Genomic DNA, 22,411 nt, shown 5'->3' with positions numbered 1-22,411 from the left:
TTGGTGAATTTTGTTGCTCCTTAACGTCGCAGTTGATATAAAAGACGAAGTAACTTGAAATTATGGCTGGTGCGATTACTCGCTACGGAAATACACTACGCTTTCCGCGGGCTCGCGCTGAGCCTCCTCGCTCGCAAAGAACGCTCGCTGTGGGGTCTCAGGCGTCTTCGCTTTCTAAGCAGGAGTCTTCGTGTATTTCCTTCGCTGGTTAGCGCACTGCAACTTATCGCATTTATTGGTTGATTTAAATCACGTAATAGTTATGCACTTTTAAGATGGTTGATTTTCGCTGCGGACCGTTGACTCCAGCGGGAACAGCACGAGCTGAAGACCCCGCAGCGGTGATCTTCCGCGAAGAGGCTGAAGCCGTGCCCGCGGAAAGCAACGGTCCGCAGCGGAAATCGACATAGCAGTTACTTCGTCTTTTATATCTTTTGTGTCAAAAGCTACAAGTCTTTTTGATGGGATGAGTAATCGCAATCCCAAAGCCTTTCGATGGGACGAGTCACCACAGTCCCTTGTCTTTTAGAGAAAAGCTTTCTGATTAAATTAGCTGTTTTCATTATAGATGGTGGCGGCACGCTCTTAGCCCGCCATGCAGGTTCTTAAATGCAAAAAAAAAAGCAAAAGGAAAAGGTATCATCGACCTTTCCTTTTGCTTTTTATAGTTATTAAATTAAAAAGTAATTTTTACATTCTCCCGCTGACAATTCTTTGTGTTTTTTGTTATCACTCAAACATTTGCTTATTCATTTGGCTGATAGCTGCTTTTTCCAAACGGGATACCTGTGCCTGTGATATCCCAATTTCGTCGGCAACTTCCATTTGTGTTTTCCCTTGATAAAAACGTTTATTTAAAATCATTTTTTCCCTTTCGTTTAATTGGTACATTCCTTCCTTTAAAGAAAGCTTATCAGTCCAAGTGGAATCTTTGTCCTTATCATCACTGATTTGATCCACCACGAATATTGGATCTCCACCATCATTATAAATAGGTTCAAATAATGATACGGGATCTTGAATGGCGTCCAGCGCAAATACAATATCTGAATGTGGGACTCCCATTTCTTCAGCTATTTCCATTGGTGTTGGTTCCCTTGATGATTTGTTAATAAGTTTTTCCCTTACCTGTAATGCTTTATAAGCTATGTCACGCAATGACCTTGATACCCGAATCGGGTTATTATCCCTTAAGTATCGCCTGATTTCACCAATAATCATTGGAACAGCATACGTGGAAAATCTAACATTATGCGATAAGTCAAAGTTGTCAATGGACTTCATTAAACCGATACAGCCGACCTGGAATAGATCATCTACATACTCTCCGCGATTATTAAATCGCTGGATCACACTTAATACGAGTCTGAGGTTACCATTTACCAGTTCTTCACGTGCGGACAGATCGCCGTCCTCCTGCTGTATTCTCTTAAATAATTTTTTCATTTCTTCGTTTTTTAGAACAGGTAATTTTGATGTATCAACACCACATATCTCAACCTTATGTCTAGTCATTTAAGCTCAACCCTCCCAGTTGGTGATGCTGTTCATGGACAGTATCTCCGCCTGAAAGGATTTTTATGCAGGGCGACACATTCGAAAAACGGATAAAATCGTCTGCATTATTAGTCGTACAAGGCTAAACCATTTTATTAAATTCTTTTTTTAAACGCCTGATGATTTTTTTCTCCAAACGTGAAATATAAGATTGAGAAATCCCAAGCATATCCGCAACATCCTTCTGAGTTTTGGCATCTTGTCCAATCAATCCAAACCGTAATTCCATAATCTGTTTTTCGCGAGCATTTAATTGGGATAATGCATTTTTTAATAAGCTTTTATCAACATTTGATTCCAAATTTTTCGTAATAATATCCTCGTCTGTTCCCATCACATCTGATAATAATAATTCATTTCCATCCCAATCAATATTTAATGGTTCGTCAAAAGATATTTCCGACTTCAATTTATTATTCCTCCGTAAATACATTAAAATTTCATTCTCAATACACCTGGATGCATAGGTAGCAAGTTTAATTTTTTTCTCAGGATTAAAAGTATTTACTGCTTTAATGAGCCCTATCGTACCAATACTTATCAAATCTTCAATATTAATTCCAGTATTCTCAAATTTGCGTGCAATGTAGACAACTAAACGCAAATTCCGTTCAATAAGCATAGCTCGTGCTGATTTATCACCTTTAGGGAGCAAGATTAACAATTCCTGCTCTTCTTTTTTTGATAAAGGCGGGGGCAGTGCCTCACTCCCACCGATATAATATATTTCATCTGATTTAATACCCAACTTTATTAAAAGCTTATACCACCGTAAACGTAGACGTATTTTCCATGTTTTCAACTTCCATCTCTCCTCTTTTATGCAGAATGAACAGCTGCCAGTTTTATAATTTGCGGTTGAAGCAAACAATGGTAGCTACCGTCTTTCGCCAATTCAGCAAATTGAATACCAATTAGTAATTTTTCTGAAATGATTTCCTGTTCTTCATAGTAAACTGTTAATTTATCCGGTCTTAGTGCGAATAAAAACATACTTTTTCCTTGCACTCCTTGATAGGGTACAATTTGAATATCACTTTCCCATGCTTTTGGAAGGTTATCTAAATCGAACGCTTCATAAGCATCTTTTAACAAATTCCATTCATTTTCAGTAAACCATTGCTTTAAAAATGTCTCATCACAAATAATTACCGGTTTTTTAGTTAATGGATCTGTCAACTGATTTCCGCTATCAATATATCCGGCAGTTGAATAACTCTCATTTTTCATCTGTACCGTTACCTGACATAGTTGATCATAACGAATTTTTTCTCCTGCGTGCTCGTCCATTCGCTTTTTAGTAAACAGCCAAGCGAATGGAAAGCCAACAATTACAAAAAGCCAACTAATCGGGTCGCCATAACCACTATTAAAGGTAACCAAGCCATTTACAGAGATACCGACAGGGTTTTGAAACAGAAAATGTACGGCTATTAAACCACCCCCTATTGCAAAGGTCGTGAAATAAAATAGAAGTAAAAGCTTCAGTAACCGGTTGATATTTATAAACCCAAATGCACAAAAAATAATAAATACAGAATAAAGAAATTTTCCTGCTGTACTGCTTACAAAAGAATCGGGAAAATAGATGGATATTGGTACTAAAAGTGAAGCGATAAATGCTCCGAACACAATTCTGAGTTTCCCAGTGCTGTCTCGTGCTAAAGCTTGTGTGAGCATTAAAAGCATCATGTCCAGGAACAAATTTAATGTCCAGACAGCATCAAGGTAAATGGTCACACAGATTCTTCCTTTCGCAAAGAATTTACTTTATTTTCATAGATTATATGATTTAAGAGAAGTATATATGAGTTGAACAGCAAAGTCTGTCACTTCTTGTATGTGTAATGGGACTTATTTTAACTAGTTATCGGGGAGTTTGTCGGGAGCCTGCTGTAATGCGGTTTGTGATGGATCTTTTAAAAAACAAAAAGCAAATGACAGCTTATGAAGCTCACCATTTGCTTTAAAAAATTATTTTTCGAAATATTTTTTTAGTTTCTGCGATTACGTTTGCGGTTTCGTAAGAATGTTGGTATATCCAAAGTATCTTCTTCCTGTTTTGGGCGTTGCTGTTGTTGTTGTGGGCTAGGTTCTCTCCTAATATCTTCTGTTTCTGTTGTAGCTGCCTGCTGATTATGATTAATCACAGGACGTTGCTGCTTCACTGGATTATCAGGTCTTTGAGTGCTTTCATCAAATCCTGTTGCAATTACTGTTACAATAATCTCATCATTTAAATTTTCATTAATTACGGAACCAAAGATAACATTGACTTCATTGTGGGCCGCAGACGTTACTAAATCGGCAGCTTCCTGTACTTCATACAGACTCAGGTTTGCACCACCTGTAATATTCATTAAAATACCTTGAGCACCATCAATAGAAGTTTCCAATAAAGGAGATGAAATTGCTTTTTTCGCAGCCTCTGACGCACGTGTTTCACCAGTAGCTATACCAATACCCATTAACGCAGAGCCTTTATCAATCATAATCGTTTTCACGTCAGCAAAATCTACGTTAATAAGCCCCGGTTTTGCTATTAAATCAGAAATACCTTGTACACCCTGTCTTAGAACATTATCAGCTTCACGAAATGCTTCCAGCATAGGTGTGTTTTTATCAACAATTTCTAATAAACGATCATTTGGAATGACAATCAATGTATCTACGGCACTTTTTAATGCATCAATTCCTGAAATAGCTTGTGTTGAGCGTCTTCTTCCTTCAAAGGAGAATGGTCTTGTTACAACACCGACAGTCAATGCTTCGAGATCCTTGGCAATCTGAGCAATAACCGGTGCTGCTCCAGTACCTGTTCCCCCGCCCATTCCAGCTGTAACAAATATCATATCCGCACCTTGCAATACTTCCTGAATCTGGTCTTTACTTTCTTCAGCAGCTTTTTTACCTACTTCAGGGTTGGCACCAGCCCCCAGTCCCCGGGTTAATTTGCCACCAATTTGCAGTTTCACTTCAGCTTTTGAGAGATTTAATGCCTGAGAATCTGTATTCACGGCTATAAACTCCACGCCTTCAACTCCATGCTCAATCATGCGGTTAACAGCGTTATTTCCGCCACCACCTACACCGATTACTTTAATAGTTGCCAGTTCCTCCATATTTGTATCAAACTCTAACATACTTCGTTCCTCCTAATATGCAAAATTACAAGTGTTCCAGATGCTATTTTTAAAGATTAATCAAAGAAATATTTAAACAAATTAGCAACTCTGGATTCTTTTTTGTTGTTTTCTTTTGATTCATTTGGTTTTTGTTTTTTTGTACGCTTAGGTTTTGGTTGTTGTTCATATGAATTATTTACAAGGGAAGGAAATAACTCTTTTCCTTGTATTTTCGCATTGCGATAAGCAAATTGCAAGATTCCTACACCCGCAGTAAATTGCGGTTCTCTCACACCTATGTAATCAGGTATGGCAATACGGACATTCGATTGAAACAGATCCTGTGCCAACTCTAATACTCCTGGCATTGCCATTGTACCACCTGTCAGCACATACCCGCCTGGTAATTCCTGGTACCCGTTTTTTCGGATTTCTCTTTCTGCGTAAGCATAGATCTCTTCCATTCTGGCTTCAATCATATCAGATATTTCCAGCTGATTATAAGTCTGTTTTGTATTACTACCTATAATAGAAGCATCGAAAGTTTCATCTTCCTGTGCTGTATCGTAAAAAGCATGTCCATAATTTAATTTGATATCTTCTGATTCTTCTGTTGATGTTCTTAGGCCGATGGACAGATCCTTTGTAATATTGTCTCCACCTAAGCTGACAACACTTGTAGATACCAGTTGGTCATTTTCAAAGATAGAAACGGTAGAACAGCCGCCACCAACGTCGATAAGAGCAACTCCCATTTCCATTTCATCTTTTGACAGCGCTATAGTTCCTGCTGAAAGTGGCTGGAGACAAATATCAGCTACTTGCAAATTAGCACGTTCAACACACTTTAATGTATTATGTAAAACCGTTTTTGAGCAAGTAATAATTGTTCCTTCCATTTCCAAACGGACACCAATCATACCTCTTGGGTCTGTTATTTCATCAAGACCATCAACGATAAACTGTTTAGGTATAACATCAATGATTTCGCGCTCAGGTGGAATGGAAATAACCTGTGCACCATCAATAACTCTAGTAATATCTTCATCGCTAATTTCGCGATCTTCACTTTGCACAGCTACTACACCATGACATGGCTGTAATTGTATGTGATTCCCGTTTATGCCAACAACGACACTGTCAATCTGCATACCAACCATTCGTTCCGCTTGTTCTACTGCACTTCTGATAGATTGTACAGTTTGATCGATATCAACAATGGCACCTTTTTTCATGCCATTGGATTTTGCAGTTCCAACACCAATAATGTTTAATGAATCATTTAAGACTTCTCCGATAATCACTTTAATTTTTGTTGTACCTATATCAAGGCTTACTAGTACTTCACTGTTGTTCAACGAAAGGCACCTCCTGATTCTTAACCACCTGTATACGAACAGATAATTTATCTTTATTCACAATTGTAATGGATAATCCTAATCTATTATTTTATAGGATTTATTGAAAAAAAGAAAATATATATAGGTAATTCTATATAAAAACACTATTTCCTTTAATTTTCCTTCATTTTTTTAGTTTTAAAGCTGCTAATCTGCATTTTGCTTCCGTCACCTGAAAAACGGGCACCCTGGGTAACAGCACGTACTAGTGAGCAGTCGCTCAGACTTGTCTCACCTTCTAAAAGATAAGGCTTCATCCAATTCTATCCATATATACTATAATTTTCGTAAATTGCACGGTATATATGACTTTCATCGGTAATTTAATTCTATTCTTTTATTTCTTCTGCTTGTTCTTCCGGCTGTATATCATTCTCCCAAGTCATCTTCCATTTGACTTTCCTGGTTTTCTTCTTCATCCGCAGTATTAAATGATTCAAAATAAGCTCCTACTCCTATATGAATAATACCTTCACTTCCTGGTTCCAGTTGAGACACAATTGAAGGATATATTTCCATTCTCTCTGCAAAATCCCTTATTGTTCCACTTACCATGTATCCATCATTCATATAAAGCATAATATTATTTTTATTATCATCTGTCGGTTGCCAATGAATTTCTGAAATCAGATTCAAAATACTATCAGGCAATTCCTGTAGTCCACTTGCCATTCTATGTAAGTACGCTTCATCTGTAAACCCTAAAAGTAACGGGGCATCACCAATAAAAGAATTTTGCTCAATCTCATTTAATGTCGTACCATTCCCTAAAACGGGGTGGAAATTATTTTCTTCTTTAATATAACCCACACGTTCGAATTCATTTAACTGAATTTCAACTGTCCAAGGAAGCCTCCTATAAACCTCTGCGGATTCAACTATCGGATTTTCACTTACTGCAGAACTCACATCTGATTTATTTATCGTCCAGATATTCGTATCTTCCGTCAGATTACTAAGATTAATAATATCCTCATCTTCCAATAGTGAATTCCCCGTGACATTGATTGTGTGGACATTACTCAATGGGGACTGAAGATAAACAATGATGGATATTAAAAAGAAAAAAATAGACAGATAAAAAATTAATCGTCGATTTGCCTTTTTCTTACGGGCTTGTTTCAATTTTGGAACACGATCCTCGATTGAAACGATTTTTTCTTTGCTCATCTCCATTTCTTCCTTTATAACAAATTTGTCAAAAGAAACAGCCAGTGAAGCTGTTTCTTTCATAATACATGAATTATATCACATAATATACATTAACATATAGTGAACACCATATTGTTTATAAGGTTTTTAACTCAACAGCCTATAAATTTTTTCCAATTGTATAAAATACTGATTTGAATGCTATATTTTGGAATTCATGCTTAAATTTAATAATATTCCAACTGAGCATAATGTTAAAGTTAATGAAGAACCGCCATAACTTAAAAATGGTAATGTGATTCCGGTAACCGGAATCAAACCAATGACAACACTTATATTAATCATGGTTTGAATGATTAGCATGGAAACAATTCCGAGAGCTAAGAAACGACCAAATTGATCTGGTGCCTCCAAGGCTATTTTTATTCCCCGCCAGAATAATACAAGAAATAATCCAAGGACTAAAGTTCCACCAATGAATCCAAATTCTTCTCCCAGAATGGCAAATATAAAATCGGTTTGCGGTTCAGGTAAATAAAAATACTTCTGTAAGCTTTCCCCCAAACCGACACCCATTAATCCTCCCGGGCCGATTGCATATAAAGACTGAATGATTTGGAATCCGTCTCCAAGTGGATCCTCCCAAGGATTGAGAAAGGCTGTAATTCGGCTTATTCGGTACGGTGCTGAAATAATCAAAAATACAAATCCTACAAGGCCTAGTGCTGCCAACCCAAAAAAATGGGACAGTCTCGCACCGGCAACAAAAATCATGATCATACATGTCAGGACAAGAACCATCCCTGTCCCCAAGTCCGGCTGCAACATGATTAAGCCAAATGCAGTAAATACTAAAATAATGGATGGGAAAAATCCTTTCTTAAATGATGTAATATATTTTTGGTTTAAAGCTAAATGGGCAGATAAAAAAACAATCAAACCAAGCTTCATAAATTCTGAAGGCTGTATACTGAATGCTCCAACTCCAATCCAACTCTGTGCTCCACCGCGTACCATTCCGATACCAGGAATTAATACAAGCAGCAATAATAGAAAACAAGTAAACAAAATGATTTTTGCATACTTTTTCCAGATAGTATATGGAACTAGCATAATGATAAACATAGCTGCCACACCTGCCCCGGCGAACAACAATTGCCTTTTTACATAATAAAACGAATCTTGGAATTTATAATCAGACCATACGTAGGATGAACTGTAAACCATGATTATTCCGATAATCAGTAAACTGCCAATAACACTTAACAGTATATAATCGGGTTTGCGTTTCGCTATTTTTTGTAACAAAAAAACACCCCTTATCCTTATGATTGGAAGAGGGGTGTTTTGATTTTGTATTAGTATAGATAGTGACGATATAAAACAAGCCCCCTACACTAATGTATGCACAGCTTGTATAAACATGTCACCTCTTTCTTCAAATGTTTGGTACTGATCCCAACTCGCACAAGCAGGTGATAATAAAATCACATCATTTTCCTGAGAAATACCAAAAGCTTTTTCCGTTGCCTGCTGAACATCTCCAGTTTTTATAATGGTTGGGACTCCGGCATTCTCTGCAAAACTACTCAGTTTGTCAGCCGTTTCCCCAAACACAATCATCGCTTTCACGTTTTTAAGATATGGTCTTAAATTGGTGAATTCATTGCCCCGATCAAGACCTCCTGCGAGTAATATAATTGGTTGTTGAAATGCTGATAATGCTTTTTGTGTAGCTAAAATATTGGTCGCCTTTGAATCATTGTAAAATAAACGACCATTTATTTTATCTACAAATTGCAGCCGGTGTTTGACGCCGGAAAAAGTAGTTAACACTTCCCTAATACCTTCATTTGCAGCACCGCTCAGCTTAGCAGCAGCAATAGCAGCTAAAATGTTTTCCAGGTTATGGTCACCAACCAATACAATATCTTTACGATTGATAATTTTTTCCCCTCTGAAGTAAATACTGTCTTCATCAGCCCATATCCCATTTTTCAATTTTTGATTTATAGAAAATGGAATTTTTTGAGATGGTGCTTTTTTAACAGTTTCAACTAAAGTTGGATCATCTGCATTATAAATAAGATAATCATCGGTATTTTGGTTTTTAAAAATATTGAATTTTGCCTGTCTGTAATTTTCCAGCGTTTTATGGTAGTCCAAGTGTGCTTCAAATATATTTAACAATACAGCAATTTTGGGTTTGAATGTACGAATACCCAATAATTGAAAGGAAGATAACTCCAGAACCATTTTTTCGTCTTTATTTAACGTTTGGGCAACATCTGTTGCAACCATCCCTATGTTGCCCGCGACTTTCACAGACAAGTTACTATTAGCAAGCATTTCGGCAGTCAAAGTCGTCGTTGTTGTCTTGCCATTGGATCCGGTTATTCCAATTATTGCTTCCTCTACCAATTGACCGGCAATCTCAATTTCAGTAACAATAGGAATATTTCGGTTTTGTGCTTCTATTAATAGCGGGTTATCATATGGTATCCCTGGATTCTTTACAATCACCTCAATGTCATCCAAAACAGAAAGCGGATGGGAGCCAACAATTACTTCTGCTCCCAGCGACTTTAATGTTGAAATACCATCTTTACTTACTTCCATATCATTCACTCGAACTTTTTTGCCATTACCCAATAAAAATTTTGCAGCTGCTGTACCACTTTTTGCTAATCCCAGCACAAGTACATGTGAATAGTGGAAATCTGTTAATTTTTTCACCCTAATCCCACCTCAATAAAAATGCCTAGTGCGGCAAAAATTAATCCAACCAGCCAAAACGTTGTAACTACCCGCCATTCCGACCAGCCAATTAATTCATAATGGTGATGTAATGGACTCATTTTAAATACTCTTTTTCCCGTTGTTTTAAAGGAAATAACCTGAATGATTACAGAGAGTGTCTCAATAACAAAGACACCTCCAATTATCACTAAAATAATTTCCAGTTTTGTTAAAATGGCTATTGCAGCAATTGCTCCACCCAAGGCCAGGGAACCAGTATCTCCCATAAACACTTTAGCAGGGTGTGCATTAAACACTAAGAAACCTAGCAATGCTCCAACTGCAGCTAAGGAAAAGATTGTGACCTCGTTTGACCCAAAGCCATACCATGCCAATATTGCAAATGCTCCAAAGGCGATGGCAGCAGTTCCAGCTAATAGCCCGTCAAGTCCGTCTGTTAAATTTACTGCGTTTGAAGCTCCAACAAGCATAATAATAATTAATATTGCATATCCCCAACCGAGTTCCCATTGAACCGTTGTTCCGGGTATTTGTATATACGTCGGAAACCCCTGGATTTGAACAATAAAATAAAAAATAAGTGCGATTACTACCTGTCCCACTAATTTCTGCAATGAAGTAAGCCCTAAATTTCTTTTCATTGCCACTTTGATAAAATCGTCAAGAAAGCCTAACAACCCAAACCCGACCAGAACGAGCAATAATAACCAGAGTTCATAGCCAATCCCGTCCGTTGAGACTTTACCAACCATAATCACAGAAGTAATAATAATACTAAATACAATCATGAGGCCTCCCATTGTTGGGGTCCCTGTCTTTTTCATATGTGACTCTGGTCCTTCTTCTCTAATGCTTTGTCCAAACTTTAAGCGTCTTAAAAATGGAATAAATATTGGAGATAAAAGGACGGCAATTAAAAATGCGATGGCAAGTGTCATCAATATAACTGTTATATTCACTTCAATTCCTCCTCATACAGTAACCGTCCATATCCTATGGATGAATAATTTCTTTAATGATTGATTCAAATTTCAAACCTCTTGAGGCTTTAAATAAAAATAAGGCATCTTTCTTCATATATGGCTGTAATGCTTCAACTAAATCTTCTTTTGAATCGAAATATCTACAAATAATGGATGGAATATTTTCCCTGACAGCATCTGAAATGTATTTGGCCTCATCTCCGAATGTAAATAAAGCAGTAATTGGCTCCTCCACTTCCTCTGCTACTGAACGGTGCATCACTTCAGAATGTGCGCCTAATTCCAGTACATCACCAAGAATAAGTACTTTCGCTGAAAATCCTTCCATCTGCTTGACCACGTTAATTGCTGCTTTCATTGAGGTAGGGGAAGCATTATATGCATCATTAATAATCGATACGCCATTGTTTCCTTGAATCATTTCAAATCGCATACCCGTTTGTTTTAATGAACGTAATGCTTGCTTTCTCTTTTCTGGATCAATACCTAACTTTTCACCAAGTTTAATGGCAAATGTTGCATTCAGTGCATGATGTTTCCCTAATAATGGGACTGTATAGGCTGTACCTGACATCTGAAAGCTTGTCTCGTGATAGCCTACTTCAACATGGTTGATGACTGCATCATTGCTTGGATGAAATCCGCAAGTAATGCTATTTTTCCACCCATGCACAGGTTTTAACAATTTTTCATCACCATCGAAAATAATCCATCCATTATCTTTCAGCCCATTTGTGATTTCCAGCTTAGCTTTCGTTATTCCCTCACGTGATTCCAGATACTCGATATGGGATTCTCCGATATTAGTAATAATCGCATAATCAGGTCTGGCAAGTCGGGAAAGGAGATCGATTTCGCCAAAATCACTCATGCCCATTTCTAATACAAGTACTTCTGTATCTCTTTTCATTGACAAAATTGTTAGTGGCAGACCGATATGATTATTGAAATTACCATCTGTATAATGCGTACGATAGACAGCTCCCGCCATAGCAGCCACCAGGTCTTTCGTTGTTGTTTTTCCATTGGAACCAGTTATTCCAACTACAATAGGGTCGATTTCATTTCTGTAATTAGCTGCAAGTTCCTGCAAGGCAGTTGTCGTATCATCAACATAGAATACAAGGATGTCAGCTGGTATAGACTCGGCCGGACCTCTTTTTCGGTTCCACAATATAGCGGTAGCACCATTTTTAATAGCCTGGTCTATAAAATCATGTCCATCAAAGTTTTCTCCGACGATAGGTATGAATAAAGCATCAGTCATCATTGTCCGACTGTCTGTAATCACTTCTTTTATTGTTTGTTTCTCCTGTGCTATCCCGTTATATTCAGTGAATATCCGGGATAGCCATTCTGTTGTAAATAGCATTATCATTTCTCCTTAGCTACGATTGCTTCTTTGGCAATTTGCCGATCATCAAAGTCATGTTTAGCATAGCCAATCTGCTGATATGTTTCATGCCCTTTACCGGCAATTAATATTATATCATCATCTTCAGCCAGTTCGATTGCCTGCCTTATTGCTTTTTTACGATCAATGATTACTTCATAATCTGATGAAATCAATCCATCTGTCATGTCATTTAAAATAACTTTTGGATCTTCAGTGCGTGGATTGTCAGATGTAAATATAGCATAGTCTGCATATTTTAACGCAGTTTTTGCCATAAGCGGACGTTTGGTTCTATCGCGATCGCCGCCACAGCCTACTACTACGTACACCTTCCTTTTTGCAAAACCCTTAATTGTTTGTAAGACATTTTCAAGTGAATCTGGTGTATGGGCATAGTCAACAATGACAGAATAGGATTGGTTGCAGACAATCGGTTCAAATCTCCCATTAACACCATTTATGCTCTCCATCGCTGTTTTAATTACATGTAACGGGACATTTGACGCAATAGCTGCTGTACTTGCAGCAAGCATATTATATACATTGAACATCCCTATTAATTTACTATTGATATTAATCATTCCTGCAGGACTTTGCAATTGAAAAGATACTCCATCAGCAGTAAGTTCTATATTAACTGCTCTCACCTGTGCTTTGTTTTGGCAGCCATATGTTAAAATGTGTTGTGCTGTACTCTGTTTTATGACCTTACTTGATGGATCATCTTCATTAATAATAGCAAACTTAAAATTATCTTTCTCATAGGTATTCCCTAATTGAGCAAACAGAAGACTTTTTGCCCGTAAATAATCGCCTAAATCTTTATGGTAATCTAAATGATCCTGAGAGAGATTTGTGAAGACAGCAATATCATAATCACACCCATGAACCCTTCCTAAATCCAGTGCATGAGAAGACACTTCCATTACTGCCTGTTCTACATTCTGATCGACCATGTCGCTGAAAGCTTTTTGTAAAAACAATGCATCTGGTGTCGTATTCGCCATGGGGAAAATATTATCATCGATTTTCATCTCAATTGTACCAAGGACAGCCGTTTTTTTACGAAAGTGATTAAAAATTGCCTCCAGTAAATACGTTACAGTCGTTTTACCATTTGTTCCTGTTACTCCGATAAGGGGAATTTTGCTCGTAGGATAATTATAAAACTTCCCCGCAAGCATGGCTAATGCCCTTCTTGCATCTGAAACTATAATTACAGGAATTGTTTCATTCACTTGCTTTTCTGAAATTATTCCTGCAGCACCGTTTGCAACTGCCTGCTTCACATAATTATGGCCATCCACTGTAAAACCGTTAATGCATACAAAAAGGTCTCCTGGTTTTATCTTTCTTGAGTCTATTTCTATTGCTCTGATATTGACGTTATCGATAGATGATACAGTTTCATAGAACGGCAAGCTTAAAAGCAGTTCTGATAATCTCATGTAAACCATCCTATCCAAAGTGATATCATTACTTATGTTCTATGTAACATCATTTCACTAGAAGGCGAAGCCCACCTTCATTTTTCATCAACTGGAAAGTATAATACTCTCCACTTTTACGAGTGCAGCTAATGGTGGGCAATGCGCCTGGATTTCTAAAAATAGACCTTTTACATTATAGCAAATTTTATCTGGATTCACGATTATTTTTCTCTGATAAATATATTCTGATTTGGGAACCTTCTTCCAGCTCAGTACCGGGACTTGGGGCCTGATCGATAATGTAATCCCCCGTTCCATTGGTTTCAATGGATAAATTCAACATAAATTCTGATAGTTCATTTTTGGATAAGCCAATTAAATCAGGCACTTCCACTTTTGGCTGGTCCGGCCATTGGTATTCTTTTTCGAGGCCGCCAGTTCTCGGTTCCACTTCTAGTGCCCGCAGACTGTCTCCTATAATCGTCCCAACAATTGGTGCTGCTACCACGCCACCAAATTGCACCGTATTTTTTGGATTGTCTACTGCAAGATAAACAACAATTTCCGGATCATCAGCCGGGGCAAAACCGATAAAAGAAACAATATAATTATTTTCCATATACCTGCCATCAGGACCAACTTTCTGTGCAGTTCCCGTTTTCCCACCAACTCTGTACCCTTCAACATATGCAGGTCTGCCTGTCCCTTGTGCAACAACACTTTCCAATGCATGGCGAATTTCTTCTGATGTCGATTCTGAAATGACCCTTTCTTTTGAAATAGGCTCATATTTCTCAACCGTTTCACCTGTTATTGGGTCTAACCATTCCTTTGCAATTTGGGGTTCATATAAATATCCCCCATTTACAGCGGCTGCAACAGCCATTACCTGCTGAATTGGTGTAACTGATACACCCTGCCCAAACGAAGTGGTTGCTAATTCTACGGGACCAACATTTTCCGGGTCAAATAATATACCGTTCCCTTCTCCTCTTAAATCAATGCCTGTTTTTTTCCCAAATCCGAAATCTTCAATATATGAAAATAATTTTTCCGTTCCAAGCATCTGCCCTAAATTAACAAACCCGGGGTTACAGGAATTTTGGACTACCTCAAGATAAGATTGATGGCCATGACCACCACTCTTCCAACAATGAAGTTTAGTACCATCAACATCAATATGTCCATGATCATGATAATCATCTTCTTGCAGATCAACAACTTCCTCTTCTAATGCTGCTGCCAATGTAATGATTTTAAAAGTTGACCCCGGTTCATATGTGCTCCATATTGGTAAATTGCGATCAAACACATTGGAATCGACTTCCTGATAATTTTCGGGACTGAAATTTGGTCTTGATGACATGCCGAGCACCCCACCTGTTTTCGGATTAACAGCAATAGCTGATGCACCATCGGGATTATATTTTGATACTGCCAGGTCAAGTTCTCTCTCTAATATCGTTTGAACTTTTGAATCGATCGACGTTTTTAAATTCAAACCATCTGTTGGTGGTGAATATACATCAGCCAGGCTATCCAGCCTTTGTCCTTTTGCATCAGAATAGAAGGACAAGCTGCCTTGTTCGCCTGCCAGCTTATCATCATAAAACAGTTCAAGTCCCATCAACCCCTGATTATCTATACCTGCAAAACCGAGAACATGTGATAAATCATCTCCATTTGGATAATGGCGTTTCGAATCTTTTGCAAGATATACACCATTCATATTTAGTGTCCGAATTGCTGTTTCCTGTTCCTCTGAGATCTTTATACCCTCTGGTCGAATATTGACACTGGAGGAATCCTTCGTAATGTCCGAATAAATTTCATCAACTGGAATATTCAAAACCTCCGCTAGCTTTTCTGCGGTTTCCTGAGGGTTTTGTATCTGTCTTGGAACAGCAACAATAGATGGGGCAGTAACATTTTCAGCAAGAATATCACCATTTGCATCCAAAATATTGCCTCGTTCCGGTTCAAATACAATATCCCTAGTCCATAAATCATTTGCCTTTGCCATTAATTGGTCACTAATAATAAATTGCACATAGCCCAACCGGAAATCAATTATTCCAAAGATTAATAAACCAAAAAGAAAAACAGTAACTATTCGTTTTTTAACAGTAACAGTGGATATACGCTTCATTTCCATCCCCTTTTCATAGGTAGGCTTGTATCCACTATATGAAGCTAAAAAACTGAATAGAACACTGTTTGTCTTAAGAGTCTGGCTTATTCCTCATCACTTGATTCTTCATCCTGCAAGTTATTTTCATCTGTTTCATTATTTTCTGTTGTGTTCCCCTCTGAATTTGGTGTTAACAATTCGACACCTAAATAATCATTTTCGTTAAGAGGGGTGTCTGGTTCGATATTTTGTGTTTTAACATACCCATTTCCAAAAGTCTCAATCCTTAAATTTAACAAATCGGCAAGTTGTTGAACATCACGTAATGACCATCCAATGATATCTGGCATTGTTGGGTTATCTGCCACTAAAATAACCCGGTCATTAGGGAGTACTACATCCCCTTCTTCAACGCTGGCAGCTTTTACTTCACCTGAGCCTACAACAGAAACCGTTAATCCCAATTCGGTCAATGTTTTTTCAACAGTAGAGGCGTCTTGCTCCAAAATGTTCGGGATTTCAACTTGCTCAATAGAGGAATCCTCCCCTTTATCAGGCTCTATATTCAAATAATGCAGGCTGTTCTCCATTACATTGTTGAATATAAAAGATACTGGGTCTGAACCAAATTGATCAAATTTAAGTTCAGGCTGCTGAACGGATACATACATCATTAACTGCGGGTCTTCCATTGGTGCCATCCCAAGAAAAGAAAAAATATTATTTTCCCGGCCTGATAAGTACCCTCCGCCGTTCGGATTAGGAATTTGTGCAGTACCTGTCTTTCCTCCAATCGTGTAATCATCCAGCCTGTATTTTTTACCTGTTCCATTTTCCCCGTTGACAACTAATTCTAAAAGGCTTAATACCTGGTCGGATGTTTCTTCAGAAATAGGCTCACCAACCACGTTAGGAGATTTCTCTTTAATCACATCGCCTGTTGATGAATCAACTATTTTCTTAACAACATATGGTTGCAGCATTTTGCCGTCATTGACAATGGCTGTTGCAGCTTTCATCTGTTGAATCGGGGTCATTGTTGATCCTTGACCGAATGCGGTTGTTATTTTTTCCAGCGGCCAATTATATAATATTTGCCCAGCCACTTCATTTGGTAAATCAATACCGGTCTCTTTATCCAGATCAAATGCCTGTAAATACTCCAGGTATGTATCGGCCCCTATCTTTTCCCAGAGTAATTTAGCTGCTGCAACGTTTGATGACCGCTCAAACCCTTCATCGTAGGAAATCATCCCCCAGCCTTCCCCATTATTATGATCAGGAATAGGATCGATTTTTTCATTTGGGCTGTAAGTTCCAGACTTAAATTCTTCATCACCATTATATACGCCTTCTTCGATAGCCGCAGCCCACGTAAACATCTTTACTGTGGAACCGGGCTCTACTGGCATTGAGACCGCGTCATTGTACCAGTTTTCTACATTTGACGGATTGTTAGGATTGTAACTGGGTCTTGAACTCATTGCTACAATTTCCCCTGTTTTCGGATCCATGACAGTTGCCGTTATACGCTCTGGATTATATACCTCATCCACCTGTGATAAAGTATCTTCCAAAAGCGTTTGTATTTTTTGATCAATTGTTAAATAGACATCATCACCATCTTCAGGTTCTCGAACTACTTCTTTCGGATCAAGCAGTTTATTATTATATCTATCACGCTGATAGGAAATATACCCGTCGTTTCCTTTCAGATAATCATTCATTTCTTGTTCCATACCTGTTATTCCTTTAATTTCCCTGCTCGTGCCATCCTCTGTTTCAACATCCGCTTCCCTTGCGAAGCCAATTATATGGGAAGCAAACATACCGTTAGGGTAATAACGTAAGGATTCTTCTTTAAAATTAATACCCGGTATATCCAATTCTTCAACTTCTTCTTTCTTTTGCTGTGATAGTTCTTCCCCTGCGTTGCCGAACTCCACCTGAAACTTCCCTTCTTCCATTCCGTCCCTCAAGCGTTCTTGAATATAACTTTCTTCCACATCCAATAAAGGGGCCAGTGCTTCAGCAGTTTTTTGAGGGTCTTCTACATGCAAAGGCTCCTCGGATTTTTCGGAATAAGTTTCATCAATAATGGCATACACTTTAAAAGTTGGTCTATCATACGCCAATGTCATCCCATTTTCGTCATAAATTTGCCCTCGTGAGGCACTTAATGTATAGGATGATGTCCGTTTTTCCTCGGCCCACTCCTGTAGTGAAATACCGTTTATTTCACCAGTTGCCTGGATATATAAAAATCTCCCTGTCAATATCAAAAATAAAGCAACGAAAGCGATTATTAATATACCTGCCATGAAGTGGGTTGTTTTATTCTTTCTCATTATAATTCGTTCCCCTTGCTTAGTTGTTGAACCCTTGTGCCTGCTTCACTTCCGCATCCTGTACTTTTAATCCATTCTCTTTTGCGATTGATGTTATCCGCTCCGGCCTGCTTAGTTCTTTCACCTCAAATAAAAGACCTTCATTAGTGATTTGCTGATTCTGTACGGTTTGTTCAAGTGATTGAAGTTCTCTGTTTAACGTATCAGTGGATGAAGAATAGGAAACGATAAACACCCCTCCTGCAATCAGGCAGGCACCTACTAAAGAGTATAACACTTTTTCTCCTCTCGTTATCCACCCCTGCTTGTGAACTTTCACATTCACTTTCTGTTCCCTTTGCGGTGTTTGCTGTGGCCCTTCCTGTTGCCAGCTTCTAGCGTGATTTGCAATCATCATTTTTTCCACCCTTCCCCATAGGTAAATTCTTCTTTCCATCCTTTTATTTTTTCAATAATACGTAATTTTGCCGATCTTGATCTGCGGTTTGCCTCTAATTCCTGATCATTTGCCATAATGGGTTTTCTGTTTATTAATTTAAATGGAGCTTCATTTTCTTTCGGGACGATAGGTAAATTCCTTGGTGTTTCCTTATCTGTACTCCATTTCTTAAATGCCTGCTTACATAGTCTATCTTCCAGTGAATGGAAGGTGATTACAACAATCCTCCCATTCACACTTACTGCCTCAGCCGCTTGGTGAAGTGCATCATTAAATGCTTCCAATTCATCATTTACCGCAATTCGCAAAGCTTGAAAAATCCGTTTTGCCGGATGGCCTCCTTTTCTGCGAGCAGGTGCCGGTATACCATCCTTAATAATTTCTACTAATTGATGCGTTGTATCAATTTCTTTTATTTTTCTGTACGCTTCTATTTTTCTCGCTATTTGTTTTGAAAATTTTTCTTCTCCATATTTAAAAAAAATGGATACCAAATCATTATAAGACCAGGTATTTACAATTTCGAAGGCAGTCAATTCCTGCGTTTGATTCATGCGCATGTCCAAATCAGCATCATGTTGATAACTGAAACCTCTTCCTCCCCTGTCCAGTTGAGGAGAAGAAACACCTAAATCAAATAAAATACCATCTACATGATTTATTTGATGATTATCCAATTCTTCTTTAAGACCACGAAAATTCGAGTGAATAAAAATAATTCGATCTTGATAATTTTCCAATTTTTCTTTGGCTGCTTCTAAAGCCTCCATATCCTGATCGAAAGCCACTAACAATCCGTCTTCATCCAATTGTGATGCGATTTGCTCCGAATGGCCTCCGCCTCCGACTGTGCAATCAACATATGTTCCGTTTGCTTTAATTTGCAGCCCTTTAATTGTTTCAGCTTTCAATACACTATAATGCTCAAACATTCTTACACCCACTTTGTGATTTTCAGTATCCACTAAAATTAAATATCAAAATCCATTAGATTTTCGGCAATCTCTGAAAAAGATTCTTCCGAGTCATTGAAATAATCCTCCCAATTCTCGCTTGCCCAAAATTCAATTCGATTCGATACACCTATCACAACACACTCTTTATCCAGTACAGCATAATTCCTAAGTGGTTGTGGAATGTTTATTCTCCCCTGTTTATCCACTTCGCATTCTACTGCTCCAGAAAAGAAAAAACGCGTAAATGCTCTAGCGTCTTTTTTCGTCAGTGGGAGTTTTTTTAATTTTTCTTCTAGTAATTTCCATTCTTCCATTGGATAGGCAAACAGACATTTATCTAATCCACGGGTTACAACAAAGCTTTCTCCCAGTTCTTCACGGAACTTGGAAGGGACAATAATTCTGCCCTTGGTATCAATGTTGTGTTGGAATTCACCCATGAACATATAGTCCGCCCCACTTTCTTATTATTTATATTACCACATTCCCCCACTATTCACCACCGATTCCCAAAAAAAATTTAGCATAGCATAATAATCCTTATTCAACCTATTAATTGTGCGATATTAAAAAGCCGTCTTTTCAATGAAAAGACGGCTTTTTTAATCACTTTATTCAATTTGTGGGGGATGGTGGGGGTCAAATATAAACAACGTAATGTTCATTTTCGAACAAGTACGGTTCCTCCAGAATATTTTTGATAAATCCGATACCATATTCATTAATTAAAGGCAATGGATTCCACACGCGCTCCTGCAGATTACCTTGAGGATGTAGAGCATTATTTATCAGGTCAAACTCACTCAATTCCAATTTATACTTTTCTTCAATTGCCTTCATAATACTATCCTGTAAAAATTCAATATCGTAATATAGGTGTTTTAAATTTTTTTCTGATAAATCACCTAAATCGGAACGTACTCCCTTTGCAATTTCCCTCAATGGTTTATGCACGCTGTCTATCTTACGTTTAATGTCATTTGCTGTTTGTTCAATTGGGGGGTCACTTTTCGATGCAAGCCAGCTTTGCTTTTGCTGTTCAACCCCTTGATTGACAGCGTGGTCGATGTCGATTTCAAATTTCCTTAAAGCCTTATCTACTTTCCTTTCAACAAACGTAAATGAGAGACGCGGCAGAACTGGTGGTACATTCATTTGAAGTGTTCTAAATGCAGGTTTTAATACCGACCAATAGCTTACTTCTCCAGCCCCGCCAATAAATGCTAAAGTTGGAAAAAGCATTTCCTGCATTAAAGGACGTGTTACTACATTATTACTTAATAATTCAGGCTGGTTCTTGGCAACAGCAATTAACTCGTCCGTCGTAAACCTGATTTCATTTTGTTTTCCAATCCAATCACCGGCTTCATTCCGAAAAAGCAATATTCGTTCATTGTCTTTGTGGTAAAACAAATGTGCATCGTCAGCTTCCAGGTCAAGTGATACAGAATAACCCGCCTGCTGTAATTGGATATAGGCTTCATAGACCCCTTTGCTTATCTCGGGCTGCTGTTCAATTAATTGGACAAAGTGACTGCTTTCAAAATGCCTTATTTTTTGATCTCCCGAATCAATTAATATTAATCCTTCATCTTTAAATAGCTGAAAAACCAGCCTCGCAAAGAAGTCTACATAGGTTGTCGATTTATCCAGGCAATTATTGATTGTTTCATATAAATCTTTTGTATATTGTGTTTCAGTTAAATGTTCAAACAAGCGTTTTATCCAGTCACTACTAATTGATTTATCGACCTCTATCTGGGAAACGGAACGCTTCTCTAATACACGTTGAGGGATTTTATGTTTCTTTATTTTTGATTCTTCCGGAAGAAATAGATGATTGATTTCATCAAAATCATGGTCTTCTCCAGCAATCCAAAAGACAGGTATAACAGGAATATTTAATTCCGTTTCCTGTTGTTTAGCAAACTGAATAATCGATATAATTTTATTAATGGAATATAATGGACCTGTCATTATACCAGCTTGCTGACCACCAATAACAACTACACTATTCTCTTCTTTCAAACGTTCAAGATTACAGACGGTTGATTCAGGAGCATCCCATTGTTCATTAATCGTATGTAATATATTTGCCAATCCTTCACGATCAAAATGACGTGTATTCAGATCACTGACCCTTTGTTTATAATTCCCACGTGGGTTGTAATCAAAAAAACGGTGAATTTTTTCTTTATTTAATCGGTAATCATTAATTAGATCATTTTTATTACGTAACTTTAGAGGGTGGCTCTGCATTGATTCCATGCTCCTTCTTTTCATAATATCCACTATGTATTGTACATAATTCTGTTCTGTATTTCATGGATTCTGTTTCACGAATATCTTAAGATGATAAAAGCTGCTGGAGTATACCAATCATCAACAGACAGACATATATAAATATAAAAACCAGAAAAGAGAGCCGCCAAACCATTCTCAATGCCTTTGTAAAAACAATTTCCGTTCTTGTTTTCCATTGTATAAATATGATTAGCGCCACCAGAAATAACAGTAATACTAGAATAACTCCTGTAGACTGCAGGTCAAATATAATAGATATCAACAAAATAACAGCAATAATATAAAAACATGTCGTCCAATTAACAGCACGGTGCAAAGACTTCCAAGGATGTCCATTAATTCTAAATGAAACTAAATAGACAAGTAATGTTGGAATTACAGGTACTGTTATTAAAAGCGCAATAAAATATATTATAAAATCAATCATGAC

At 37.7% G+C, this 22,411-nt stretch carries 18 protein-coding genes; all 18 read right to left on the bottom strand.

Annotation, left to right across the window (positions count from 1 at the left end; genetic code table 11):
• Positions 1-729 precede the first annotated feature (729 nt).
• Positions 730-1,515: an RNA polymerase sporulation sigma factor SigG gene (sigG, locus tag ACZ427_RS06785; protein ID WP_461179733.1), complete on the bottom strand. Its 786-nt coding sequence runs from the start codon at positions 1,513-1,515 to the stop codon at positions 730-732.
• A gap of 124 nt (positions 1,516-1,639) precedes the next feature.
• On the bottom strand, positions 1,640-2,359 hold the full coding sequence (sigE, locus tag ACZ427_RS06780; RefSeq protein ID WP_461179734.1) for an RNA polymerase sporulation sigma factor SigE: 720 nt from the start codon (positions 2,357-2,359) through the stop codon (positions 1,640-1,642).
• Positions 2,360-2,376: 17 nt separating this feature from the next.
• On the bottom strand, positions 2,377-3,297 hold the full coding sequence (gene spoIIGA, locus ACZ427_RS06775) for a sigma-E processing peptidase SpoIIGA (RefSeq protein WP_461179735.1): 921 nt from the start codon (positions 3,295-3,297) through the stop codon (positions 2,377-2,379).
• A gap of 254 nt (positions 3,298-3,551) precedes the next feature.
• Complete coding sequence (gene ftsZ, locus ACZ427_RS06770) at positions 3,552-4,700, bottom strand: cell division protein FtsZ (protein WP_461179736.1); 1,149 nt, start codon at positions 4,698-4,700, stop codon at positions 3,552-3,554.
• Positions 4,701-4,756: 56 nt separating this feature from the next.
• A complete protein-coding gene (gene ftsA / locus ACZ427_RS06765) occupies positions 4,757-6,040 on the bottom strand; it encodes a cell division protein FtsA (protein WP_461179737.1) in 1,284 nt (427 codons plus the stop codon).
• Between the two features lie 411 nt (positions 6,041-6,451).
• Positions 6,452-7,315: a cell division protein FtsQ/DivIB gene (locus tag ACZ427_RS06760; protein WP_461179738.1), complete on the bottom strand. Its 864-nt coding sequence runs from the start codon at positions 7,313-7,315 to the stop codon at positions 6,452-6,454.
• A gap of 120 nt (positions 7,316-7,435) precedes the next feature.
• Positions 7,436-8,542 (bottom strand): stage V sporulation protein E, encoded by a 1,107-nt coding sequence (gene spoVE, locus ACZ427_RS06755; RefSeq protein ID WP_461179739.1) that lies wholly within the window; start codon positions 8,540-8,542, stop codon positions 7,436-7,438.
• A gap of 84 nt (positions 8,543-8,626) precedes the next feature.
• Complete coding sequence (murD, locus tag ACZ427_RS06750; protein WP_461179740.1) at positions 8,627-9,970, bottom strand: UDP-N-acetylmuramoyl-L-alanine--D-glutamate ligase; 1,344 nt, start codon at positions 9,968-9,970, stop codon at positions 8,627-8,629.
• Positions 9,967-10,932 carry a phospho-N-acetylmuramoyl-pentapeptide-transferase gene (gene mraY / locus ACZ427_RS06745; protein WP_461179825.1) on the bottom strand — a complete coding sequence of 322 codons (966 nt, stop codon included), beginning with the start codon at positions 10,930-10,932 and terminating at the stop codon, positions 9,967-9,969. Before mraY ends, murD begins: the two co-directional genes overlap by 4 nt.
• A gap of 55 nt (positions 10,933-10,987) precedes the next feature.
• The gene (locus tag ACZ427_RS06740; RefSeq protein WP_461179741.1) at positions 10,988-12,349 is read right to left on the bottom strand and encodes a UDP-N-acetylmuramoyl-tripeptide--D-alanyl-D-alanine ligase; all 1,362 of its coding nucleotides are present in this window, start codon (positions 12,347-12,349) and stop codon (positions 10,988-10,990) included.
• A 2-nt stretch (positions 12,350-12,351) separates the two neighbouring features.
• Positions 12,352-13,821, bottom strand: coding sequence for a UDP-N-acetylmuramoyl-L-alanyl-D-glutamate--2,6-diaminopimelate ligase (locus tag ACZ427_RS06735; RefSeq protein ID WP_461179742.1), 1,470 nt, complete (start codon positions 13,819-13,821; stop codon positions 12,352-12,354).
• 187 nt (positions 13,822-14,008) lie between these two features.
• Complete coding sequence (locus tag ACZ427_RS06730; RefSeq protein ID WP_461179743.1) at positions 14,009-15,952, bottom strand: stage V sporulation protein D; 1,944 nt, start codon at positions 15,950-15,952, stop codon at positions 14,009-14,011.
• A gap of 86 nt (positions 15,953-16,038) precedes the next feature.
• Positions 16,039-18,282 (bottom strand): penicillin-binding transpeptidase domain-containing protein, encoded by a 2,244-nt coding sequence (locus ACZ427_RS06725; RefSeq protein ID WP_461179744.1) that lies wholly within the window; start codon positions 18,280-18,282, stop codon positions 16,039-16,041.
• A 19-nt stretch (positions 18,283-18,301) separates the two neighbouring features.
• Positions 18,302-18,679, bottom strand: coding sequence for a cell division protein FtsL (gene ftsL / locus ACZ427_RS06720; protein WP_461179826.1), 378 nt, complete (start codon positions 18,677-18,679; stop codon positions 18,302-18,304).
• The gene (rsmH, locus tag ACZ427_RS06715; protein WP_461179745.1) at positions 18,676-19,653 is read right to left on the bottom strand and encodes a 16S rRNA (cytosine(1402)-N(4))-methyltransferase RsmH; all 978 of its coding nucleotides are present in this window, start codon (positions 19,651-19,653) and stop codon (positions 18,676-18,678) included. The genes ftsL and rsmH overlap by 4 nt, the downstream gene beginning before the upstream one ends.
• A gap of 38 nt (positions 19,654-19,691) precedes the next feature.
• A complete protein-coding gene (gene mraZ, locus ACZ427_RS06710) occupies positions 19,692-20,123 on the bottom strand; it encodes a division/cell wall cluster transcriptional repressor MraZ (protein ID WP_461179746.1) in 432 nt (143 codons plus the stop codon).
• A 193-nt stretch (positions 20,124-20,316) separates the two neighbouring features.
• Positions 20,317-21,945, bottom strand: coding sequence for a bacillithiol biosynthesis cysteine-adding enzyme BshC (gene bshC, locus ACZ427_RS06705; protein ID WP_464883546.1), 1,629 nt, complete (start codon positions 21,943-21,945; stop codon positions 20,317-20,319).
• A gap of 79 nt (positions 21,946-22,024) precedes the next feature.
• Positions 22,025-22,408 carry a DUF3397 domain-containing protein gene (locus tag ACZ427_RS06700; protein ID WP_461179748.1) on the bottom strand — a complete coding sequence of 128 codons (384 nt, stop codon included), beginning with the start codon at positions 22,406-22,408 and terminating at the stop codon, positions 22,025-22,027.
• Positions 22,409-22,411 lie beyond the last annotated feature (3 nt).

The organism is Virgibacillus ainsalahensis (genome assembly GCF_055380755.1).
This window is presented reverse-complemented; position numbering and strand designations above follow the sequence as displayed.